Below are 21,615 nucleotides of genomic sequence, written 5' to 3' on the forward strand. Positions count from 1 at the left end.
AAAGTGATTTTCACACTATGTTTTCGAGTTAAAAGATATGTTTTCGGGTATTTTATTAGGGTTAAAACGTTCTTTTCTATAGTGTTTCGTTATTTTTCATTATCTAGCAAAATATCTGCGGAATAGATTGAATGTACTTCACCGAGTGCGTCTTGGAGTAAGAGTACACCTTCATCAGAAATCCCTTTTACTTGTCCATGAATTTTGCCTTTTGTTGTGCTAGCAGTTAATTTTTCGCCAAATGGGATTGCTTTGGTTTCCCAAAGTAATTTTATCGGTGCGAATCCTTTATCTAGAAAAAGCTCATAATATTTTTCTAAAGAAGTGAGAATTTCTTGTAGTAAAGCTTTTCTTGAGACGCTTTCGCCTAATTCCAGTTTCAGAGAACTTGCTTTGTCTTTAATTTCTTCTGGGAATTCCTGTTGATTTACATTGATTCCCATACCGATAATTACTGCGTGAATCGTTTCTGCCTCCGCTTGCATTTCCGTTAAAACACCACAGATTTTTCGTTTACCAATGTAAATATCATTCGGCCATTTGATTTTCGGTTCGAGCTTTGTGCTATTTTCAATCGCTTCTGTGATTGCGAGTGAGGCGATAAACGTGAACTGGGGTACTTTTTGAATAGGGATTTGTGGTTTTAAAATTACACTCATCCAAATACCTTCCCCTTTTTTGGAACTCCAAGGGCGAAGCAAGCGACCTTTTCCAGCTGTTTGCTCATCGGCTACGATAACGGTTCCTTCAGGGCTAGATTCGATTTGCTGATGGGCGATGATTTGTGTAGAGCTAACCGATTCATGGATTTCCAAATGCTGACCGATAAATTTGGTTTCTAAACCGAGTAGTAGTGCATCTTTCGTGTACTGTTCTGCTGTTGCTGACAAACGGTAACCACGGTTTCTGACTGCTTCGATTTCAAATCCTTCTTTACGGAGGGCTTCCATTTGCTTCCAAACGGCTGTGCGCGAGCATCCTAGACTATCCGCAATTTCTTGCCCCGATAAATAAGTACCATCACTTTCTGTAAATAAAGCAAGTAATTTTTCTCGATTATTCTTCATGATAGCCTAGCCACCTTTTAATCTGAATTTTTTCATTGTTTATTTCATTGGAAAGGACGCCACATTCCACTTTGTCAAGCGTCTCTTTTACCCATGGACCTGCGCTTTCTCCAGACCATTTTAATAAATCAGCTCCAGTAATAGCTAAGTCTTTTTTGGAGTGAATTGGTAACGCCTCGTATGCTTGACTTACTTTATGTTGGTTGTTTTCTTGCCCTCGAATAACATTTAGTTCATTTACTAATGAGAAAACTGCCTTGCCAGCATGATAAAGTTCTTCTGTTAGCCATGTCTCTTTCATGTTTAGCGCGTATTGATACGCTTTATTCACTAGTTGAATTGTTTTATTGGGTAATTTCCAAGCTTTAAGAAATGCGTTAACATTGTTAGGTTTGACAGCAACGACAAGTCCAAGCCAAATCGATTCTTCGGTTGTTCGTTTTTCCCAGTCCCAACTAGCAAACTCGCTTAGTGCTGATTTCTCGTCTTTTAAGCCTGGTAAATAAGTTTCCATTTTGACTTTTAAAAGTAGTTCTATCGCACGTTTTGCTGCTTTGCCTTTCATCATTTTTAGCCATTCAACCGTAATTCGTTCAACGGAAGTATGCTGTAACAACTCTATTTGGCTTTCTAAAGCTTTTTCGGTTTCTTTATCAAGCTCAAAGTCAAGTTGACTTAGAAAGCGGACTGCTCGCATCATTCTAAGCGCATCTTCATGAAAACGTTCGGAGGCTTTACCAACTGCTTTGATTTCTTTATTTTGAATCGCTAGTTGCCCAGAAAACGGGTCTTGTAGCGCAAAATGCTCATCCATCGCAATGGCGTTCATCGTAAAATCGCGACGTTTTAAATCCTCTTCTAAGGAGCGAATAAAGGTTACCTCGCTTGGGCGCCTGAAATCTTCATACGTCCCTTCCGTTCGAAAAGTGGTCACTTCATAAAATTCATTATTTTCTCTAACTGTAACAGTCCCATGTGCAATCCCAGTGTCATAACTTGTCTGAAAAATCTCTTTTACTTCTTCTGGGAAAGCACTAGTTGCAATATCCACATCGGAAATCGTTCTATTTAGCAAGTAATCTCTGACAGATCCGCCAACAAAATACGCTTCAAAACCCGCTGTAGTTAATTTTTGCAATACAGGAAGCGCTTTTAGGAAAACGTCATTCATCTGTCATCGCTCCTTTATTCATCATTCCGTCTTAAGTCTCGCCAATCTAGGAAACCAGCTCCTAAACCACGAATTAAGATTTCTGCTGTGCCAATATTTGTCGCTAAAGGAATTTCGTATACATCGCATAATCGAATAAGCGCCGTCACATCTGGTTCGTGAGGCTGCGCAGTGAGTGGATCCCGCAAGAAAATAACTAAGTCCATTTTATTTTCTGAAATCCGCGCACCAATTTGTTGATCGCCACCAAGCGGGCCTGATTTAAAACGATGTACCGTTAAGCCAGTTGCTTCGATAATGCGTAAACCTGTCGTCCCGGTTGCATATAATTGATGCGGTTCGAGCAAATGTTTATATGCAGTTGCAAATCCAACCATCAAATCTTTCTTTTCATCGTGCGCGATTAATGCGATATGCATCTCATTCACCTATCCTTAGTCTAAAATATTTTCTAAGCCATAAATAAGTGTTTCAAGTTCTTTTGTTTTACGTACAGAAAGTGCCACGCCAGACATAAAGGAAATTCGGTCATAAGAGTCATGGCGAATTGTTAATCCTTGTCCCTCTGCTCCAAAAATCACTTCTTGATGTGCTACAAGTCCTGGTAAACGCACACTATGAATTCGCATACCTTCATATTCTGCGCCTCTAGCTCCTTCAATAAGTTCTACTTCATCTGCAGCACCTTGTTTAACGAATTCACGCGTTTCCGCCATCATTTCCGCAGTTTTAACAGCCGTACCACTTGGCGCGTCTAATTTATTGTCATGGTGCAACTCAATAATTTCGACGTTCGGGAAATACTTAGCTGCTTTTTGTGCAAATTGCATCATTAAAACAGCGCCTACAGCAAAGTTTGGCGCAATTAAAGCACCGATTTTTTTCGATTCTGCAATTGATCTTAGTTCACTAATTTGTTCTGGTGTAAAACCTGTTGTACCAACGACCGCACGTACGCCGTGTTCTAAAATCGTTTTCGTGTTACTATACCCTACTTTAGGGGTCGTAAAATCAACGACACAATCCGGTTTTATTTCTTCTAACATCTCGCTTAAATTACCAAAAACAGGTACATCTAACGAGCTAAATTCCACTATTTCATTTATATTTTTTTCTTTTGGTTCATGGTCAAGTACGGCTACTAACTCTAAATCTGCTTCTCTTAAAACAGTTTTGACAACCTCGTGTCCCATTCTTCCTTTAAATCCAGATACTGCTACTCTCATTTTGCTTTTTCCTCCTTTTTTGTCCAACGATCTTTATCGCGTTCTTTAAATTTTGCCATTACCGTATCGTGTGCTTTTTCCATATCAATATCAAGTGAGTTGGCCATGCAAGTAAGAACAAAAAGGCAATCACCCAGTTCCTCTGCTACAGTTTTAGTAGGTTCACTTGTTTTCTTCGGTTTTTCGCCATAATAATGGTTAATTTCTCTGGCTAGTTCTCCGGTTTCTTCTGTAATTCGGGCCATCATTGCTAGTGGGGAAAAGTAACCTTCCTCGAATCCACCAATGAAATCATCCACTTCTTTTTGTATTTCTGCCATTGTTTTCGCCATCGGTTTTCCCCCTTTATGTGGTAAACTAAAATAGATTTTAAGACTAATTGTTAACTTCATTTCATTATACCTAAACAAATACGTCCAAGTCCATGATTTTTTACTTACATATTAAATAGGTTTCAGGGAGGAAAAAAGTTATGCTAAAAACATTACGCACGAAAAATATTTGCTTTATTATGCTTGGTACGGCGATTTACGCATTTGGCTTAGTTAATTTTAATATCGCCAATAACCTCGGTGAAGGCGGTTTAGCTGGAGTAACCTTATTCCTTCTTCACTTCTTCCAAATTGATCCAGCGTACTCTAACTTAATTTTAAATATACCTTTGTTTATATTAGGTTGGCGAGTTCTAGGCAATCGTTCCCTCATTTATACGGGTATCGGAACGGTGAGTTTGTCCTTATTTTTATGGATTTTCCAGCGAATACCTTATACGCTAGATTTACATAGCGATTTACTTTTAGTCGCCCTTTTTGCTGGTGGCTTTAGTGGTATTGGGCTTGGCCTCGTGTTTCGCTACGGTGGGACGACTGGTGGTAGTGATATTATCGCCAAACTGCTAAATCATACGAAAGGCATTAGCATGGGGCGCACGCTATTTGCTATTGATGCAATTGTTCTCGTTGCCTCACTCTCCTATTTAGATGTCCGTCAAGTTATGTACACGCTCGTCGCCGTATTCATCGGTTCTCGTGTAATTGATTTTGTTCAAGAAGGAGCTTATGCGGCTCGCGGTGCGCTCATTATTTCTAAAGATAATGACGCGATTGCTTCCCATGTGATGCTCGCGATGAATCGCGGGGTGACAGTGTTGGAAGGTCGCGGTGGCTTCTCTAAAAAAGACCAAGACGTCCTTTATATCGTCGTTGCGAAAAATGAAATAATTCAATTAAAAAATATTGTTCAAGCAATTGACCCACATGCCTTTGTTTCCGTCAGTGTCGTTCATGATGTGATGGGAGAAGGTTTCACACTCGATGAAAACAAGAATCCTATCTACTAATGTATTTACTTGGCTCATAGTTTTCTAAAGCCAAATCGACGGTGTTTCCAAGTGCTAAATCCGCTAAAAGTTTGCCAACATAAGGCCCGGTAGTTAAACCAGAAGCACCAAGACCATTCGCTAAAAAGACTGACTCAAATCCAGGAAGTTGACCAATAAGTGGCGCAAAATCAGGCGTGTATGGTCTAGTTCCGACCGCCACATGGGCCACTTTACTCGCTAAATCCCCTTCCATAAACTGGCTGACTTCTGTTAGTATTTCTGCCTTACCTTCTGCTGTTGGTTTCGTATCGAAGCCAGCAGCTTTTTCATGCGTTGCACCGACGATAATTTTCCCATTATCAAAAGGAACAATTGATTTCGCGCTCGGTGGTAAAATTACTGGCCATTCATCCGTTTGAAATTCGCTAAAATCAAGTTCCAGCAATTGCCCTTTTTGCGCTAAAACTTCTGTATGAAAACTCGCCTCGTCTAGCAATTCTTTTAACCATGCGCCTGCTGCAATGATTAATTTGTCGTAATGTTCATCTTCCCCGTCAACACGAACTTTTCCGTCAGTAGAAAAATGCGCTCGCCCCGACTTGATTTTTACCCCATTTTCTTTTGCGGCATAAAGTAGCGTTTCACAAAATAAACCACCGTTCACTCGTGCTGCTCCGCTTACATAGACCGAGCCAAATCCCGGTTTAACTAACGGAAATTTTTGCTTTGTTTCCTCTTCTGACAACTTTACAATTTCACCCATAACTTCCGCATCGAGGCGTCGTTCATTCGCAAGATTAAACAGTTCTGTTACTTTTTCTTCTGTCTTTCGAAGTGCGAGCACACCAACTTGTTTATAGCCCGAATTCCGCCCAGTATCTCCTTCGAGCGTTCCCGCCAATTCCTTATAAAAGGCGGCACTATTTTTTGCAAGCTCATACCAATATTTGTTTCGCCTTTTAGAAAGCCACGGGCAAATTATTCCGGCTGCAGCACGCGTTGCTTGTCCCGGTTCATCTGAATCAATTAGCGTTACTTGCACGTTTTCTTTTGACAATAAATAGGCGGCACTAGCTCCAACAATTCCCCCGCCGATAATCACTATTTTTTGCATCGTTACACCCCTCTATATCAATTGTGACACAAGTTGACTTTTTTATAACTCTTTGTAATAATATGTGAAAATAGTTAAGTTTACAAACTACTAAAAATCCTCTACATCATTCTATCCATTGTACTGAAATCCAGCTTTAATTACAAAAAGGCAGATTTTAGCTTATCTCGTCGTCATTACCACATATCCTCTTAGAGAACGCTTTCGCCCATTGGTTGGTTCTTTGTACTGCGTCTCAGCTAAAAATTCATTTATTTTTCCTTCTGCCTATATTAACAGTTCAGCTGATTAGTTATGCTGAGATATGGGAGATTTTTTTATGCCAAATATTCTTGATTCATTATGGAACAGCATGGCGCTTTTTTTATCAGCGCTTTTTTTTCACGGAATGGCACTGCGATCTATTAGAGAAAAAAAGCCTGCTTGGTTCCAAATTAAATTTTCTAATGAAATTATTAATTATGCACTGGGCATTTACTACGGCCTTCTAGGTGTTTATTTTATTATCCGCGGATTACCCGGCACAGATTCTGGGATTTATACAGATATGCTACTTAATATTTTAATCGTCCTGCATTTATTTTCTTCGGCAGGTCCTGCTACTATCGCGCTATTACTAATTGTCGCAGGAAAACTTTTTCTCGGTGATGCGCTGTTTGCCAATTTGATTTACGCGTTTTTAATTATCGGTTTTCACTTTGTATGCATGGAAGTCGCTAAACTTCGACTTAGTTCCGTTCAAAAAGTCGTTTTAGTCAAACTTAGTGCGATTCCCCTTATGCTATTTTATTTACATCAAAAAATACATTTATTGTATACCATAAATGACTTACCTGTTTGGATGCTCTATTTTTTGGTTTCTTTTTTTATTACGTTTATTATTGTTTCAGCGGCTTATTATATCGATACATCGAATAAGCTAATTTATGATTTGCAGCAATCCACCATCCTTGATCCGCTAACAGGTTTGACGAATTTCCGTCATTTTGAAAAGGCGTTCGAAGCAGCATTTAACCATGCTACGTTAAAAAAATCGAATTTAAGTGTGATTATTATTGATATTGATTATTTTAAACGGGTAAATGATACATATGGCCATTTAGTCGGAAATGGGGTTTTATCTACTTTTAGTCAAATGCTTTTAAAAATCAGCTTCCCGCCAAACACAGTGATATCAAGGATTGGCGGCGAGGAATTCGCCATTATTTTGCCAAATATTAATGTCAGTGAAACGGAGCATTTGGCGGAGAAAATCCGACGTAAAGTCGAAAAAATTGATGTTCCGATTGTTGCTTCTGGCTCCGTTATTACTATTTCTGCTGGTATCGCAAATTATGACGGCAGAAATTATCCAAATCCGAACGAGCTACTAAATGCAGCCGATCAAGCGCTATATAATGCGAAACGAAATGGACGAAACCAAGTGCATATTCGCGAAACAGAACCAGTTGTTTAAGAGAGTAAAAAGGAGATGAGTCCATTTGTTCGAACTAGTTAATTCATACATAGATAGTTTAGCGCTCTTTCTCGCTATCCTTTTTATCCAAGGGATGTCTTTTCGAAAAATAAGACAATATCGCCCAAATTGGTTTCAAAATGGTGGTAGACGGCTATTTCTTTCCATCCTACTAGGCGTCTACTATGGTTTAGCAGGTATTTATTTTATTTATGAAGGTGCTTACGAAAATAATCCCGTTATTTACACGAATATGCGGATTTTGATTTTGATGGTAACAAGTGTTTTCGGTGGCCGCGCTCCACTCATTTTCGCCTATTTAGTAATGCTTTTTGGTCGGATTAGTTTTGATATTGCTTCTCCTGTTACTAGTCGCTATGTCATTTTGATGACGCTCATTTTTGCCGCGTGTTTACTTGTTACTTTTTGGAAAAAACAACGCTTTTCGAGATTTGTTGCTTTAATCATTTTAAACTTCCCAGCGATTCTTTATTATTTCGTGAATAATTTTGACGAAGGACGAATCCTGCAAGGTTTTGAGATTATCGAGTATTTCCTGCTATTCTTTGTAACCGCCTTACTGGTATTTTACGCCTGCAATTACATTGATAAAAGTAATCTCGTTATCCAAAATTTGACGGAAACTGCGATGACGGATAGTTTAACTAATTTACCAAACATGCGCTTTTTCACCCAACAGTTTGGTTGGATTTTTGCGAAATCGCAAAAAAGGAAAAAATCTTTATCTCTTTTCATCATTGATATTGATCATTTTAAAGAAATAAATGATTTCCATGGTCATCAAGCTGGTAATACAGTTCTTGCTCAGTTTAGTAGCATTCTTAAAAATCGCACCTTCCCGCCAAGAACCATGTTTGCACGAATTGGTGGCGAAGAATTTGCTGTTTTACTTCAAAACGTTGGTACAGAGCAAGCTGCTTTAATTGCTGATTTTTTCCGTGAAGAAGTGGAACGAGCGAAGTTTCCTTATAATCCCGCAAGTGGCAAAGTTACTGTATCTATAGGTGTTGCTTCTGCTAGTTCCAACTTTTCAACAACCGAATCACTTTTCGAAGCTGCTGACCAAGCGCTCTATCAAGCAAAACAAAACGGCCGCAATCAAATTGCTGTTCATCAGGGGGAACTCGAATGAAACGAATCATCTTAATTTTCATTTTAATTATCCTTATTGGCGCCGGATTTTTCATTTTCCTTCGACCAGAACCTAAAAAAACGGTGAGTGCACCAAAAGAAACCACACCCACTTCCACCTCTGTTCAAACGTATGTAAAAGAAAACTATACTGCAAAAAACGGTTTAATTGTGGATTACAAAAATGCGCAAGAACCGCATTATTTAGCCGAGAGCATCGGACTTTATATGGAATATTTGGTCGAAGTGAATGATAGTAAAACTTTCCAAGAACAAGTAAGTCATTTAGAAAAGAATTTTATAACCGAAGATAACTTTATTAAATGGGAAGCAACCGACGCAACAACGACTAATGCGATTGTAGATGATTTCCGTATTACAGAAGCACTTTATCAAGCGAGCGAAAAATTTAGTTTCCCGTCCTACAAAAAAATGGCAGATAAAATCCTAGCCAACACCAAAAAATATAGCGCTGAACAAGGTGTTCCAGTAGACTTTTACGATTTTGTTCATAAGAAAAAAGCAGATACGCTCCATTTAAGCTATCTAAATATCCAAGCGATGCAACAGATTAATTATCGAGATAAAGCCTATCTACCAATTCAAACTGTTAATGCTGACCCATTTTTTACAGAAGTGTTTCAAAATGAACAGTTTCAATATGCTGACCCTAGTGAAGTTAATATGATTGATCAAATGCTCATTGCGATGGCTTATTTTGATGAAAATGGTGATGTAGAGCCAAATTTCGATAATTTTTTACAAACAGAATTAGCTTCTAAAGGAAAAGTTTATGCACGTTATCAAAGAGAAACAAAGAAACCAAGTTCAGAAAACGAATCCACCGCCGTTTATGCCTTTTTGACACAGTATTTTAACAAGACAAATCAAGCTAAAAATGGTAAAATCACCAAAGAGTTATTAGAGAAAATGGACACGTCAAATCCAGAAACAACCCATTTTTTCGATTATATAAATAAAGAAATAACTCTTAAGAAATAACGGAAAGAAGTTGGACAAATGAAAAAGCCCACTGTACGTGAGATTATTGATCAAAATCACTTTGATACAATATATGAACCGATTGTTGTTGTAGAAAACACACAAATTTTCGGATACGAGTCACTCACCCGCTTAAAAACAGATCACTGGAATGCGATTAGTGATTTTATCGAAGAAGCGGAACAGGATGGTCTGCAAAAAGCATTTGAGCTGCTCACGCTTCATAACGCAGTGAAACGCTTTAACAAAAGCGGAGACACGCCACTATTTGTCAATATTTCGTATGATACATTTTTAGAAAATCAAGAAGAGTTGCACGATACCCTACTTGATAACGGGAAAATAGTTTTTGAATTTTTGGAAACATCCAAGTTACCACAAGAACGAATGAACGACTTAGAAAAACAACTGCTTCAATTCCAGAAAAAACACGAAACTAAATTTGCTATTGATGATTTTGGCTCCGGTTATGCGGACTTGCATCGCGTTTTTGCGCACCATTCTGATTTTGTCAAAACCGATCGCTTATTACTACGAGATTTATTTGAGAGCGATGGCAAAAAAATCTTCTTTGAGCAACTTCATAATTATGTTAAAAAGCATCATAAATCCTTAATTGTTGAGGGAGTGGAAACAAAAGAGCAGCTAGAATTCCTTCAAGAAATCGGCATTCCCTATGCGCAAGGTTATTATTTTCATTAAAAATAAAAAAGAAAATCTGCTTATTGTCAGGTTTTCTTTTTGTTTGGAATCAGTTGTTATTCTTCTTTCCCCCATGTAAAATAGAATAGAATAAAAAGGAGTGCTGAAAAATGACTGTAAAACCAGGTTTTGACTATATGAATAATCCATTATTAAATAAAGGAACCGCTTTTTCAAAAGAAGAAAGAGCAAGCTATCAATTGGACGGATTACTGCCACCAATTATCGAAACAATTGAACAACAAGCCGTGCGCATCGAGACGCAAATAGAAAATTTAGAAACACCTTTACATAAACATCAGCTTTTAACAAACTTATATAATGAAAATCGCACCCTCTACTATTATGTCGTAACAAAAAACGTGACTGACTATTTGCCAATTATTTATACACCAACTATCGGCGACGCAGTTATCCAGTACCATAAAGAATACACTGCGCCGGATGAAGCCTTATTTATTGATGCCTTTGCACCCGAAAAATTAAGCGCATCAATAAAAAACTACGCAAAAAATAATCCGAATATTGATATGATTGTTATAACAGATGGTGAGGGTGTACTTGGAATTGGCGACTGGGGTGTGAATGGTGTGAAAATCGCTGTTGGAAAATTAGCGGTTTATACGGTTGCAGCTGGACTTGCACCAGACCGTGTTCTTCCAGTTGTTATTGACGCCGGAACGAACAACGAAACACTTCTTAACGATCCACTATATCTAGGAAATAAACGCCCCCGCCTTTCAGAAAGTGAATATGACGCTTTTATTGCTTCTTTTGTTAATGTTATGAAAGAAGTTTTCCCGAAAGCCATCCTTCACTGGGAAGACTTTGGACGCGCGAATGCAAGTCGTATTCTGCATAATTACCGCGATAAAATTTGTACATTTAACGATGATATTCAAGGAACTGGAGCCATGGTGGTTGCTGCTGTTCTTGCGACGATCCAAGTTTCCAAAATACCATTAAGCGAGCAAAAGATTATTATTTTCGGGGCTGGAACTGCTGGAATCGGTATCGCTGATCAACTTAGTGCTCAGTGGATGCGTGAAACTGGTCTTCCTTTTGAAACGGCGAAAAAGCATTTTTATTTAGTCGACCGAAATGGTTTAGTGCTTGATAATATGACCGACTTAACTACCGGGCAAAAGAAATATGCACATCCGTCGACTGAGTGGTCTAACGTGCCCACAGATACGTTAGAAAACTTAATGGAAGCAGTTCATCCAACAATGTTAATCGGCTGTTCTGGTGTCACCGGTGCCTTTAAAGAGAGCATCGTCAAAAAAATGACCCAGTATACAGAACGACCAGCGATTTTGCCACTTTCTAATCCAACAAAATTAGCCGAAGCAACTGCTTCTGATTTAATTCAGTGGACAGATGGAAAAGCGCTTATTGTTACAGGTAGCCCTTCCAAACCAGTAGAATATCAACATACTACTTATGAAATCGGTCAAGCGAACAATGCACTTCTCTATCCGGGGCTCGGACTAGGTGCTCTTGTCACTCGTGCGAAATATATTACAGATGGTATGCTCGCTGCTGCTTCCATGGCTGTCGCTGAGCAGATTGCACCAAACAAAGCAGGCGCAGCCCTTCTACCACATGTGCGCACCCTTCGCGAAACATCGCGTGCAGTAGCCATCGCTGTCGCTAACCAAGCTATTAAAGAAAACATCCATCAAGTCGAATTAACGAATGTCACCGAAGCTATCGAGCGGGAAATGTGGCAACCTATTTATAAAGGAGTTTAGATATGTTTTACAAAACGAAGCAATCACTAGATCAACTCGTCCAAAACGGCTCCACTCCGGGAATTAGTTATCAAATAAAAACTAATTATCTGGAAGAAAATAACATCATGGGATTAAAATCCGTTTTTCCAGAAGCAGAAATCTTACCAAGAACAACAGAAAACATTTATGATATCGCTTCTTTGACCAAAGTAATTGCTACGACTACTCGTATTTTGCAACTTATCGAACAACAAAGATTCCAATTAAACGACCCTATTCAAATGTATTTACCAGATTTCCGGTACAATAATGTTACGATTTTACATTTACTAACACATAGCTCCGGCCTTGCACAAAATATCCCTAACTTCTCAATGAACAACCGAGAGGACGTTATTCGTTATGTGTATGCCACGCCACAAATTAATATTCCTGGAACCGTAGTCACATACGCCGATGCTAATTTTCTTTTACTCGGTTATTTGATTAGTAAAATGGACGGCAATTATGAAAAAGCCATCCAAAACAATATTTTAGAACCCCTGAGTATGACAAATACAAGTTTTCATCCCGCAAATAAAAAACAAGTCATCCCAACCGAACTTGACCAAACGCGCGGTTTAATTCAAGGTGATGTCCATGATTTTAAAGCTTGGACTGCCAAATCAGGCACAGGCCATGCCGGACTTTTTAGCACCCTAAGCGATCTTTCCAAATTCCGAGATACGCTCATGCTACAACACGGTGCTCCAATTCTTTCTGAAAAAACTTGGCAACTGATGCAAATAAATCATACCCCTGGTCTCAATAGAAGTCGCGGGCTAGGCTGGGATCTACGCGGTGATTCTGTCTTATATCATACCGGATTCACTGGTACTTTTATGGTGCTCGATTTGAAACACCAAGCCAGTTTAATTGTTCTTTCTAACCGCGTTCATCCAAGCCGAGCCAACCCAAATTTCGTTGACAAACGTGACAGCATTGTCGACACTTTTTTAGAAGAAGTTGCAAACACAACGGAAGTCTAGCATATTAGCTAGGCTTCTTTTTCTGCCTTTTGCCTCCCGCCCTACTTCGAAAAAACTGTATTAACACAGCTGTTGAAAGCCTTTTCTAGTTATATAAAAGAAATTTATTTTCTTTCTGGTTTTATATTGTTTTCGTTTTCACAAAGGAGTATGCTGTTCAATGAAGAAAGATTCTAAAGACTTGTTTCTGGCTTTAAGTGAAAAGGAACACAATTGAAGGAGGAAATTATAATGACAAAAGCATGGGATGGTTTTAAAGGAACCGCATGGCAAGAAAACATTAGTGTAGGGCAATTCGTTCAAGACAACTACACTCCTTACGATGGCGATGAAAGCTTTTTAGAAAAGAGCACACCAAGAACAACGAAACTAAATGAAAAAATAAATAAACTAGTAGAAGAAATGGATGCAAAAGGCGGCGTACTTGATATGGATAACGCTATCGTATCCAATGTTGCATCTCACAAAGCTGGTTACGTGGATCAAGAAAATGAAGTTATTGTTGGTTTACAAACAGACAAACCATTCAAATTAGCATTTATGCCGAATGGTGGTCTTAGAACAGCCGAACAATGTTTAACAGACAACGGCTATTCCATTGATCAAGAATTACATGACTTCTACGTAAAAAATCGTTCTACAGCAAATGATGGTATTTTCAGAGCATATACAGACGATATCAAACGTGCGCGTCACTCCCATATCGTTAGTGGTCTTCCTGATGCATACTCTCGCGGAAGAATCATCGGCTTGTACCAAAAACCAGCACTTTACGGTGTGGATCGTTTAATAGCAGAAAAACAACAAGACTTGAAAAAAATTGCGATTTCTTCTGATGAAAACATTCGTTTACGTGAAGAAATTTGGTTACAAATCAAAGCACTTAAAGACTTAATCGTTTTAGGTAACGAATACGGTTTAGAACTTGGACGTCCAGCTGAAAATGCAACAGAAGCGGTACAATGGACTTACATGGGCTACCTTGCTTCTATCAAACAAGCAAACGGTGCTGCAAGCTCATTCGGTCGTATTCCGATTTTCCTTGATATCTATATCCAACGCGATTTAGAAAAAGGCATTATCACTGAATTCGATGCACAAGAATTAATCGAACAATTAACCCTTAAATTAAGAATGGTTCGTTTTGCAAGAACAGATGGTTACAACGAACTTTACGCTTCCAATCCAACATTCGTTACAACTTCAATGGCTGGTATGGGCGCAGACGGTCGTCATCGTGTGACTAAAACAGATTATCGTTTCTTACACTGCTTAGATAACCTAGGAAACTCAGCGGAACCAAACTTAACTGTCCTATGGGATGCTCGTTTACCAGAAAGCTTTAAAGAATATTGTATGAAAATGAGTGTAAAACATTCCTCCATTCAATACGAAAATGATAAATTAATGCAAGAAGAAGGCTACGGCGATATGCAATGTATCAGCTGTTGCGTTAGCCCACTTAACCCAGAAGCAGACAAAGACAAAGGCGAAACACATAACCTGCAATATTTCGGTGCTCGTGTCAACGTACTGAAATGTCTTCTTGGAGCTATCAACGGCGGTAAAGATGATCTTCACAAAAACCAAGTATTCGACGTTGTAGAACCAATTACAACCGAATACCTTGAATACGAAGAAGTACTAGAAAAATTCGATAAATCAATGGACTGGTTAACAGACACTTATGTAGATGCGATGAACATCATTCACTTTATGACAGATAAATACAACTATGAAAGTATGCAAATGGCCTTCTTACCATCTAAAGTAACAGCCAACATGGGCTTCGGTATTTGTGGATTCGCTAACGTAGTAGATAGCCTAAGTGCCATCAAACATGCCAAAGTAAAAACTATCCGTGACGAAGATGGTTTTGTATATGACTATGAAGTAGAGGGCGACTTCCCTCGTTACGGTGAAAATGATGACCGTGCCGACGATATCGCTGTAATGGTTCTTAAAATGTTCAAAGACAAATTAGACTCCCATAAACTATACAAAGATAGTGAAGCAACCGTTTCTGTTCTAACAATCACTTCTAACGTTGCTTACTCAAAACAATGTGGTAACTCCCCCGTGCACAAAGGACCTGTATTTGATGAAAATGGCAAAATCGTCAAAGAACCAGAATTCTTCAGCCCAGGAGCTAACCCTTCTAACAAAGCAAAAGGTGGTTTCTTAGATAACCTTGCTAGTCTTTCTAAATTACCATTCCACTATGCAAATGACGGAATCTCCTTAACAATCCAAGGAGCTCCAAAAATGTTCGGTAAAACAACGGAAGAACAACACCATAACCTTGTTGGTATTCTGGATGGTTACTTTACAAAAGGTGGTCAACACATCAACTTAAACGTTCTTAACCACGATGAAGTAATCGAAAAAATCAAAGCTGGTATCCCAGTAATCTTACGTATCAGCGGTTATTGCTTAAATACGAAAGATCTAAATGAAGAACAAAAAATGGAACTTTGCCAAAGAATGTTCCACGAAAAATTAATCGGTTAATAAGAAAAAAAGAACCAAATCTGCGAATAACAGATTTGGTTCTTTTTTTATGCGTTCGAAACTTCCGCCGCATAAGCTCCTGCCGTGTGCCCAGTCACTAGCGCACAAGTAATATTATATCCACCCGTATAACCATTAATATCTAGTATTTCCCCGCAGAAAAATAATCCTTCCATCAACTTCGATTGCATCTCTTTTGGTTTAATTTCCTTTACAGAAACCCCACCACCTGTCACAAACGCTTTTTCAAAATCAAGCGTGCCATTCACTTCAAAAGTGAAATCTTTTAATAACTGAATAAACTGCTCGATTTTTTTCGGGCTTACTTGTTTATAATCAGCCGTTTCATCTAAGTCTGCTTTTTCAAGTAAAAACAATAACATTTTCTCTTGTAAAAGCGAACTTAACGAATTTTTCAAGGCTTTCTTCGGATTCTCTTCTAACAATTTATACACATCTTTCGAAAGTTCCGCAGCGGATACATTCGGGAATAAATCAAGACGCATCTTCACCGTGCTAGCGCCTGTTTTCTTTAATTCTCGAAGGACGAACATACTACAACGAAGTGCCGCTGGTCCTGACACACCAAAATGCGTGAAAATCATATCCATTTGATGCGTAATAATCGGCTTCCCTTTTGCATTTAAAACAGAAAGGGACACATCACGAAGCGACGTTCCTTGTAACACTTTTTGTTTAATAAAAGGCTCACTAGACGTAATTGGCACTTCTGTCGGATAAAGTTCTGTGATGGTATGTCCTGCTTTTTTCGCCCAAGCATAGCCATCTCCGGTCGAACCAGTCCGTGGAACAGATTTACCGCCAACTGCAACAATGACCGCACTCGCTGAAATTTCTTGGCCATCTTTCAAGGTCACCCCTTTCACATGTCCATCCTCATAATCCACTTGTTTCACGGCTGTTTGCATGTAAATTTTTACGCCTAGTTTTTCCATCCGCTGAATCATTGCCTCAGCGACAGAACGCGCGCTATTCGATACAGGAAACATTCTACCGTGGTCTTCTTCTTTTAACGCCACGCCAAGTCTTTCAAAAAAGCGAATAATATCTTCATTATCAAAGGCATGAAACGCACTATATAAAAAGCGACCATTACCAGGAATATGTTTAATAATTTCTTCTGCTGGTCGCCTGTTCGTTACATTACAACGTCCGCCACCAGACATAATTAATTTACGTCCCAATTTTGGTCCTTTTTCAATTAATAGTACTCGTTTATTTTTCTCTGCTGCACTGATAGCCGCCATAAGTCCAGATGGCCCGCCACCAATAACAATTACATCATAATCCATTGTCCCGCTCCTTTACTTTATCCGTGTTTAAGTATAGCAAGCATTCGGCTCAGTGCCAAGCTTTTTTCACCAAACAAAAAACCCAAGAAAAATCTCAGGTTTTTTGATTCTAATTTCGATTCATATTCGTAAAGATAAGTAGCAATCTTAGAAGTTCTAGTACAGCTACGGCCATTGCAGCAACATAAGTCATTGCAGCAGCACTTAATACTTTTTTCGCTTGTGGGAGTTCTGAAGATGCGACTAGTCCGCCGCTTTCTAATTGAACAAGTGCCCGTTTACTAGCGTCAAATTCAACTGGTAACGTAATTAATTGGAAAAGTACACCCACTGCCATCAAAATAATCCCCAGCAACATGAAACTAGCAACGTTTGCAAGCATTCCGATAATTAAGAACACCCAAGAAATATTGGAACTAAACATTGTTACAGGAACAAGCGCCGAACGAAAACGCATGAATGCATAATCTTGCTGATCTTGAATCGCGTGTCCTACTTCATGGGCTGCAACAGCTGCCCCGGCGATAGAACGACCGCGGAAGTTAGCTTCAGAAAGAAAAACCGCTTTTTTTCGAGGATCGTAGTGGTCACTTAATATTCCTTTTGTTTCATGAACTGGAACATTCGTTAAACCATTGGTATCCAAAATATGACGCGCAACCTCGGCACCAGTTAAACCATTTGCCACACCAACTTTGGAATAATGTGCATAGGTAGTTTTTACCCGATACTGTGCCCAAAGTGGAATTGCCGCGACGATAATAAAATAAATAATATACTGACTAAACGACATTTAATCATCTTCCTCCTACTACTTTTTTTCGGTGAATATCCTTATGTTCTTAGTATAAATTAACTATCACCAAGACTCAACCTCTTTCACTCATCATGAGGAAATTCTAATGTTAAGTGCTTATTTTTTATCGTTTTATCATATACAAACCATAGAACAAATACCGTTAACCAAAATGTCGCATAACCAATTTCCGGTAAGTATTTTTCTAACCCCATATAAATCGGCATTTGGCCAAATACATAATCAATTACATCATTATGAAATACCCATACCGCTGCAATCATAAAGTGCCCGATTCGAAAACGATAAAACGGCGCATAAAGAATTCCTTCTACTGCCATAAAACCATGCGTCAAAATCAATGCCACAGAGCCCCAAACAAGCATCCCTTGGTCAATCATATAAAAAATATTCATACCAACTGCCCATAAACCATACTTCACTAAACATACAAAACCTAGTGCCTCCATTAAAGGCCAATGCTTTTTCCCAAGAAAAGCAACTAGCGCCAAAGTGAAGAACAAAATCGCCGTTGGGCTATCAGGTACAAACAGCCAAAAGCGCGGCTCTGTCATTTGTAATTGCGGTAAATACCATATGTATCCATAAATCGCTCCAAGTAAATTACCAAAGAAAAGTAATCGTAAAAAGGCCCGATTTGCGAGTAAACTATATAACAATATCCCCCAGCTCCCTTAAAAAATCCTAGCACAGCAAGGAAATGATGCATCTTTCACATCATTTCCATACTAACTAGGATTTATTTCTTATTCTTTTTCCGTATCCATTTGCTGTAAAATTCGAACTAACTTATGAAAAGCAGCTTCATCACGTGTATCCAGCGCCTCATCGATCTGTTGTAATACTTTTTCTCTTGAAAATTGGTGCACAGATTGATAAATAAGCGCATCCGCCATTTCTTTTTCCTCATCCGCAAGCTTCACTGCTGTAAAAGGATTATCTTCACGAACAAGTGCGTATTCAGGCGAAGACATTGCCTCTTCAAAATGAAGTTCTACATACAACTCTTCGTCCCAATTTAACCGAATATCATGAAATGCTTTTTCTGGATCAGTCGTCATAATGTTACCTTTAAAAAATAGGAACGGTTCGGATTCAACGCCGTGAGCACTAAGTGAAAGCCCACGCGCACACCCTTCCAAATTATCAACAAAATGAACATATTTTACAATTTGATCATGGCCAGCAATATAATTTAAAACCCACATTGCTTCTCTAGTCTTCATCTGGTGTTTATTTAAAAACCAGCGAATAAAATCTTTCTTCTCGTCTATTGAAATGGATGCCTTCATCTTTCCTCAGTCCCTTCCTGTATTCTTTTTAGCATTTAATCAAATAAAGATAAAATCTCTGTGTCTTCTGGCTCTAGTTCTAAATAGTTACGCAAAACTTCTTGTGATTTCGCGTACTCTCCTTCTTCCCTTAAAAATAAACCATATTCCTTTAAGAAAGTAGGATTGTTTGTAAAGTGCGAGTATGCCAGTTCATAATTTGCTTTTGCTTTATTATATTGTTCTGTTTCCTGATATGCAACACTTACGTCCCAGAAAATTTGTGGTTCCGAAATAACTTCTTCCCCAAGGCCTTCCACTAATTCGATAACCCCTTCGTAGTCTTCTTTCGCAAGTAATAATTTGTTCAACTGCATAATTGCTTCCGAATATTCTTCATCTAGCACAATTGCTTGACGATAAAATTCTTCGGCTTCTTCTGGCAAACGTAGCGTAACAGCAAGCTTCCCAGCCTCTAAGAACATTTCTTTATTAAATTCATCTTGCGTTAAGCCGTCCCGAAGCACTGCAATGGCTTTTTCCGGTTCGCCGTTCTCCTCATAACTTTTCGCTAAATAAGAGTAGAGCGTTGTGTAAGAGGGATCATGTTCACGCAAATGTTCGAGCGCATGAATAGCTTTCGTGTAATCTTTTGCCTGATAAGCCGTTAAACCCATCCCGAAAAGTGTATCAACCGATTCCTTATCTTCGAGCGCGCGTTCATAGTAAGATAACGCTTCTTCAAATGCCCCACTAGCAGCAAAAGCTTCAGCGATACGTTCATATACAGACACCGCACCATTCGAAATAATCGTTAATCCTGCTTCTACAGCAGTTTGATAAGACTGTACAGCGGATGCGAATCTTGCTTGCGATAAATAATATTCCCCAAGTGCAAAATCAATAATCGGCTCATTTGGCGCCATTTGTTTCGCTTCGAGTAATTTCTGCTCACTGACTTCGAATAAACCTTGCATCTGATATAAATCAGCTAATACGAGCAAACTTTCAATATATGCTTCATCTTCTTTGTTTACTTTTTCTAAATAGTCTTGCGCAGAGTCGATATCGTCTTTTTCAAGTGCTACTTCAGCTGCACGGACAAGCAACTCGCCCTCATCCTTGTATTTTGCTAATAGAAGTTCGTATAAATCTTCCGTTTCATCTAGGAATCCAAGTGTAAATAATTCTTCTGCTAAATAATATTGTTCTTCATCTGTTCCCGCTTGCACTACTTCATCAAAATATTTCTTCGCAAGCGCCATATCTTCATGCTCTAACGCATGTAACATTTTATTAGCTAATTCCATTTCTGCACCTTCTTTAATAATAAGTCGTTTTTCTATTATACCATTACTTCACTCATAAGAAAAAGTGATTGCCTCTCTTAAATAAAAATACCAGCGCTGATGTGATTAGCATACAGCACTGGTAGAAGTGATTATTTTAAAAGTGAGCGAATATCTTCAAAGAAAGTCGGGTAAGAAACAGAAACTGCTTCTGGGCGTTCTAATTCCACATCGCCTTCCTCGACAAGAAGTGCTGCAATTTGTAGCATCATGCCAATACGGTGATCCCCGTAGCTTGTTACATTGGCCGCATGAAGTGGTGTTTTCCCGCGAATAATTAAGCCGTCTTCGGTTGGAGTAATATCTGCGCCCATTTTGTTTAGTTCTGTCGCAACCGCATCAATCCGGTTTGTTTCTTTTACTTTTAGTTCAGCAGCGTCTTTAATAATCGTCGTTCCTTCTGCTTGTGTCGCTAAAAGTGCGATAACTGGAATTTCGTCAATTAAACGAGGAATAATGTCGCCACCGATTTCCGTTCCTTTTAAATCGCTAGTTTTAACTACAACCGTACCCGCTAATTTACCAGTACTTCTGCTAGAATCTTTGACAACTAAACTTCCACCCATTTGCTCAACTACATCAAAAATCCCTGTTCTAGTAGGGTTCAAGCCAACATGCGTAAGTTCAATTTCACTGCCGGGTGTGATTAAGCCAGCTACGATAAAGAACGCAGCAGAGGAAACATCGCCTGGAACCGTCATTTCTTGCCCGGTAAATGTTTGGCCACCTTTGACGCGAATGGTTAAGCCGTCCATTTCAATTTCACCGCCAAATTGGCGAATCATGTGTTCCGTATGATCACGAGTCTTTTCTTTTTCATGGATAATCGTTTCACCTTCTGCTTGTAAAGCTGCAAAAATAATCGCGCTCTTTACTTGTGCACTAGCAACTGGCATATGATATTCCATGCGTTTTAATGATTGCTTCCCATTTATCGTAATTGGAGCAAATTCAGAGCCATCTTTGCCATGCATTTTTGCCCCCATTTGTTGCAGTGGTAGCATGACACGGTTCATCGGACGTTTCGCAATTGATTCATCCCCTAAAATGACTGTGTCAAAATCTCGGCCAGCTAAAATGCCCATCATTAAACGAATCGTTGTTCCCGAGTTACCAATATCAAGTGGACCATCTGCCTGCTTTAGCCCATCAAAACCAGTTCCGTGAACAATAATTTCTTCTTCGGTTTCTTCAATTTTTACACCCAATGCTTTAAATGCCTTAATTGTTCCAAGGCAATCATCTGCACGTAAGAAATGACGAATGACCGTTTTTCCTTCTGCAATAGCCCCGAACATAATGCTGCGATGGGACATTGATTTATCTCCAGGGACTGTGATTGCGCCAACCAGCCCTTGTTTATTTGTAATTAATTTCAT

The 21,615-nt window shown here is 39.0% G+C and carries 20 protein-coding genes; 8 read left to right on the plus strand and 12 right to left on the minus strand.

Features of this window, described 5'->3' with window-relative positions:
• Window positions 1–89: 89 nt before the first annotated feature.
• From GL301_RS09780 to GL301_RS09800, 5 genes are read right to left on the minus strand one after another with little or no spacing between them, the layout of a single operon-like run.
• Entirely contained in the window at window positions 90–1,067 is a 978-nt protein-coding gene (locus tag GL301_RS09780) for a biotin--[acetyl-CoA-carboxylase] ligase (RefSeq protein ID WP_003726620.1), read from the minus strand.
• Window positions 1,057–2,238 (minus strand): CCA tRNA nucleotidyltransferase, encoded by a 1,182-nt coding sequence (locus GL301_RS09785; RefSeq protein WP_003726621.1) that lies wholly within the window; start codon window positions 2,236–2,238, stop codon window positions 1,057–1,059. Before GL301_RS09785 ends, GL301_RS09780 begins: the two co-directional genes overlap by 11 nt.
• A 14-nt stretch (window positions 2,239–2,252) precedes the next feature.
• Window positions 2,253–2,657 (minus strand): methylglyoxal synthase, encoded by a 405-nt coding sequence (gene mgsA, locus GL301_RS09790; protein ID WP_003723016.1) that lies wholly within the window; start codon window positions 2,655–2,657, stop codon window positions 2,253–2,255.
• Window positions 2,658–2,672: 15 nt separating this feature from the next.
• On the minus strand, window positions 2,673–3,464 hold the full coding sequence (gene dapB, locus GL301_RS09795) for a 4-hydroxy-tetrahydrodipicolinate reductase (RefSeq protein WP_003726314.1): 792 nt from the start codon (window positions 3,462–3,464) through the stop codon (window positions 2,673–2,675).
• Entirely contained in the window at window positions 3,461–3,796 is a 336-nt protein-coding gene (locus tag GL301_RS09800) for a nucleotide pyrophosphohydrolase (protein WP_003726315.1), read from the minus strand. Before GL301_RS09800 ends, dapB begins: the two co-directional genes overlap by 4 nt.
• A 140-nt stretch (window positions 3,797–3,936) precedes the next feature.
• Between GL301_RS09800 and GL301_RS09805 the strand changes: the two genes are divergently transcribed.
• The gene (locus GL301_RS09805; protein ID WP_003723019.1) at window positions 3,937–4,803 is read left to right on the plus strand and encodes a YitT family protein; all 867 of its coding nucleotides are present in this window, start codon (window positions 3,937–3,939) and stop codon (window positions 4,801–4,803) included.
• On the opposite strand, the gene GL301_RS09810 is transcribed toward GL301_RS09805, so the two are convergent.
• The gene (locus GL301_RS09810) at window positions 4,793–5,899 is read right to left on the minus strand and encodes an NAD(P)/FAD-dependent oxidoreductase (RefSeq protein ID WP_021495892.1); all 1,107 of its coding nucleotides are present in this window, start codon (window positions 5,897–5,899) and stop codon (window positions 4,793–4,795) included. The two genes, GL301_RS09805 and GL301_RS09810, sit on opposite strands and share 11 nt — an antisense overlap.
• Before the next feature lie 319 nt (window positions 5,900–6,218).
• On the opposite strand from GL301_RS09810, the gene GL301_RS09815 reads away from it, so the two are divergent.
• The 7 genes from GL301_RS09815 (at window position 6,219) to pflB (ending at window position 15,486) form a co-directional block, all read left to right on the plus strand.
• Complete coding sequence (locus tag GL301_RS09815) at window positions 6,219–7,355, plus strand: GGDEF domain-containing protein (protein WP_021496356.1); 1,137 nt, start codon at window positions 6,219–6,221, stop codon at window positions 7,353–7,355.
• Window positions 7,356–7,380: 25 nt separating this feature from the next.
• Window positions 7,381–8,508, plus strand: a complete 1,128-nt coding sequence (locus GL301_RS09820; RefSeq protein WP_070298245.1) for a GGDEF domain-containing protein — start codon at window positions 7,381–7,383, stop codon at window positions 8,506–8,508.
• Window positions 8,505–9,509 carry a hypothetical protein gene (locus GL301_RS09825; RefSeq protein WP_003730820.1) on the plus strand — a complete coding sequence of 335 codons (1,005 nt, stop codon included), beginning with the start codon at window positions 8,505–8,507 and terminating at the stop codon, window positions 9,507–9,509. The genes GL301_RS09820 and GL301_RS09825 overlap by 4 nt, the downstream gene beginning before the upstream one ends.
• Before the next feature lie 18 nt (window positions 9,510–9,527).
• On the plus strand, window positions 9,528–10,211 hold the full coding sequence (locus GL301_RS09830) for an EAL domain-containing protein (RefSeq protein ID WP_003726320.1): 684 nt from the start codon (window positions 9,528–9,530) through the stop codon (window positions 10,209–10,211).
• Window positions 10,212–10,321: 110 nt separating this feature from the next.
• Window positions 10,322–11,965 (plus strand): NAD-dependent malic enzyme, encoded by a 1,644-nt coding sequence (locus GL301_RS09835; RefSeq protein WP_046670855.1) that lies wholly within the window; start codon window positions 10,322–10,324, stop codon window positions 11,963–11,965.
• Between the two features lie 2 nt (window positions 11,966–11,967).
• Complete coding sequence (locus tag GL301_RS09840) at window positions 11,968–12,975, plus strand: serine hydrolase domain-containing protein (protein WP_003728006.1); 1,008 nt, start codon at window positions 11,968–11,970, stop codon at window positions 12,973–12,975.
• Window positions 12,976–13,206: 231 nt separating this feature from the next.
• On the plus strand, window positions 13,207–15,486 hold the full coding sequence (gene pflB, locus GL301_RS09845) for a formate C-acetyltransferase (RefSeq protein ID WP_003723027.1): 2,280 nt from the start codon (window positions 13,207–13,209) through the stop codon (window positions 15,484–15,486).
• Window positions 15,487–15,533: 47 nt separating this feature from the next.
• Here the strand turns inward: pflB and GL301_RS09850 are convergent, their stop codons facing one another.
• From GL301_RS09850 to aroA, 6 genes are all read right to left on the minus strand, one after another.
• Entirely contained in the window at window positions 15,534–16,799 is a 1,266-nt protein-coding gene (locus tag GL301_RS09850) for a BaiN/RdsA family NAD(P)/FAD-dependent oxidoreductase (RefSeq protein WP_003728005.1), read from the minus strand.
• 109 nt (window positions 16,800–16,908) lie between these two features.
• Window positions 16,909–17,592 (minus strand): zinc metallopeptidase, encoded by a 684-nt coding sequence (locus tag GL301_RS09855; protein ID WP_003726515.1) that lies wholly within the window; start codon window positions 17,590–17,592, stop codon window positions 16,909–16,911.
• Between the two features lie 86 nt (window positions 17,593–17,678).
• Window positions 17,679–18,275 (minus strand): DUF1405 domain-containing protein, encoded by a 597-nt coding sequence (locus GL301_RS09860; protein ID WP_003726516.1) that lies wholly within the window; start codon window positions 18,273–18,275, stop codon window positions 17,679–17,681.
• Between the two features lie 87 nt (window positions 18,276–18,362).
• Window positions 18,363–18,908: a proteolytic degradation factor ReoY gene (reoY, locus tag GL301_RS09865; RefSeq protein WP_003726517.1), complete on the minus strand. Its 546-nt coding sequence runs from the start codon at window positions 18,906–18,908 to the stop codon at window positions 18,363–18,365.
• 35 nt (window positions 18,909–18,943) lie between these two features.
• Window positions 18,944–20,197 carry a tetratricopeptide repeat protein gene (locus GL301_RS09870; protein ID WP_003726518.1) on the minus strand — a complete coding sequence of 418 codons (1,254 nt, stop codon included), beginning with the start codon at window positions 20,195–20,197 and terminating at the stop codon, window positions 18,944–18,946.
• Window positions 20,198–20,328: 131 nt separating this feature from the next.
• Window positions 20,329–21,615, minus strand: a complete 1,287-nt coding sequence (aroA, locus tag GL301_RS09875) for a 3-phosphoshikimate 1-carboxyvinyltransferase (RefSeq protein ID WP_003726519.1) — start codon at window positions 21,613–21,615, stop codon at window positions 20,329–20,331.

The organism is Listeria sp. LM90SB2 (assembly GCF_028867355.1).
Classification (GTDB): Bacteria; Bacillota; Bacilli; order Lactobacillales; family Listeriaceae; genus Listeria; species Listeria monocytogenes_B.

Excerpts from the sequence above, each read along its gene's own strand:
- GL301_RS09780 (WP_003726620.1), bottom strand. The coding sequence starts at position 1,067 with ATGAAGAATAATCGAGAAAAATTACTTGCTTTATTTACAGAAAGTGAT.
- GL301_RS09785 (WP_003726621.1), bottom strand. The coding sequence starts at position 2,238 with ATGAATGACGTTTTCCTAAAAGCGCTTCCTGTATTGCAAAAATTAACT.
- mgsA (WP_003723016.1), bottom strand. The coding sequence starts at position 2,657 with ATGCATATCGCATTAATCGCGCACGATGAAAAGAAAGATTTGATGGTT.
- dapB (WP_003726314.1), bottom strand. The coding sequence starts at position 3,464 with ATGAGAGTAGCAGTATCTGGATTTAAAGGAAGAATGGGACACGAGGTT.
- GL301_RS09800 (WP_003726315.1), bottom strand. The coding sequence starts at position 3,796 with ATGGCGAAAACAATGGCAGAAATACAAAAAGAAGTGGATGATTTCATT.
- GL301_RS09805 (WP_003723019.1), top strand. The coding sequence starts at position 3,937 with ATGCTAAAAACATTACGCACGAAAAATATTTGCTTTATTATGCTTGGT.
- GL301_RS09810 (WP_021495892.1), bottom strand. The coding sequence starts at position 5,899 with ATGCAAAAAATAGTGATTATCGGCGGGGGAATTGTTGGAGCTAGTGCC.
- GL301_RS09815 (WP_021496356.1), top strand. The coding sequence starts at position 6,219 with ATGCCAAATATTCTTGATTCATTATGGAACAGCATGGCGCTTTTTTTA.
- GL301_RS09825 (WP_003730820.1), top strand. The coding sequence starts at position 8,505 with ATGAAACGAATCATCTTAATTTTCATTTTAATTATCCTTATTGGCGCC.
- GL301_RS09830 (WP_003726320.1), top strand. The coding sequence starts at position 9,528 with ATGAAAAAGCCCACTGTACGTGAGATTATTGATCAAAATCACTTTGAT.
- GL301_RS09835 (WP_046670855.1), top strand. The coding sequence starts at position 10,322 with ATGACTGTAAAACCAGGTTTTGACTATATGAATAATCCATTATTAAAT.
- GL301_RS09840 (WP_003728006.1), top strand. The coding sequence starts at position 11,968 with ATGTTTTACAAAACGAAGCAATCACTAGATCAACTCGTCCAAAACGGC.
- pflB (WP_003723027.1), top strand. The coding sequence starts at position 13,207 with ATGACAAAAGCATGGGATGGTTTTAAAGGAACCGCATGGCAAGAAAAC.
- GL301_RS09850 (WP_003728005.1), bottom strand. The coding sequence starts at position 16,799 with ATGGATTATGATGTAATTGTTATTGGTGGCGGGCCATCTGGACTTATG.
- GL301_RS09855 (WP_003726515.1), bottom strand. The coding sequence starts at position 17,592 with ATGTCGTTTAGTCAGTATATTATTTATTTTATTATCGTCGCGGCAATT.
- reoY (WP_003726517.1), bottom strand. The coding sequence starts at position 18,908 with ATGAAGGCATCCATTTCAATAGACGAGAAGAAAGATTTTATTCGCTGG.
- GL301_RS09870 (WP_003726518.1), bottom strand. The coding sequence starts at position 20,197 with ATGGAATTAGCTAATAAAATGTTACATGCGTTAGAGCATGAAGATATG.
- aroA (WP_003726519.1), bottom strand. The coding sequence starts at position 21,615 with ATGAAATTAATTACAAATAAACAAGGGCTGGTTGGCGCAATCACAGTC.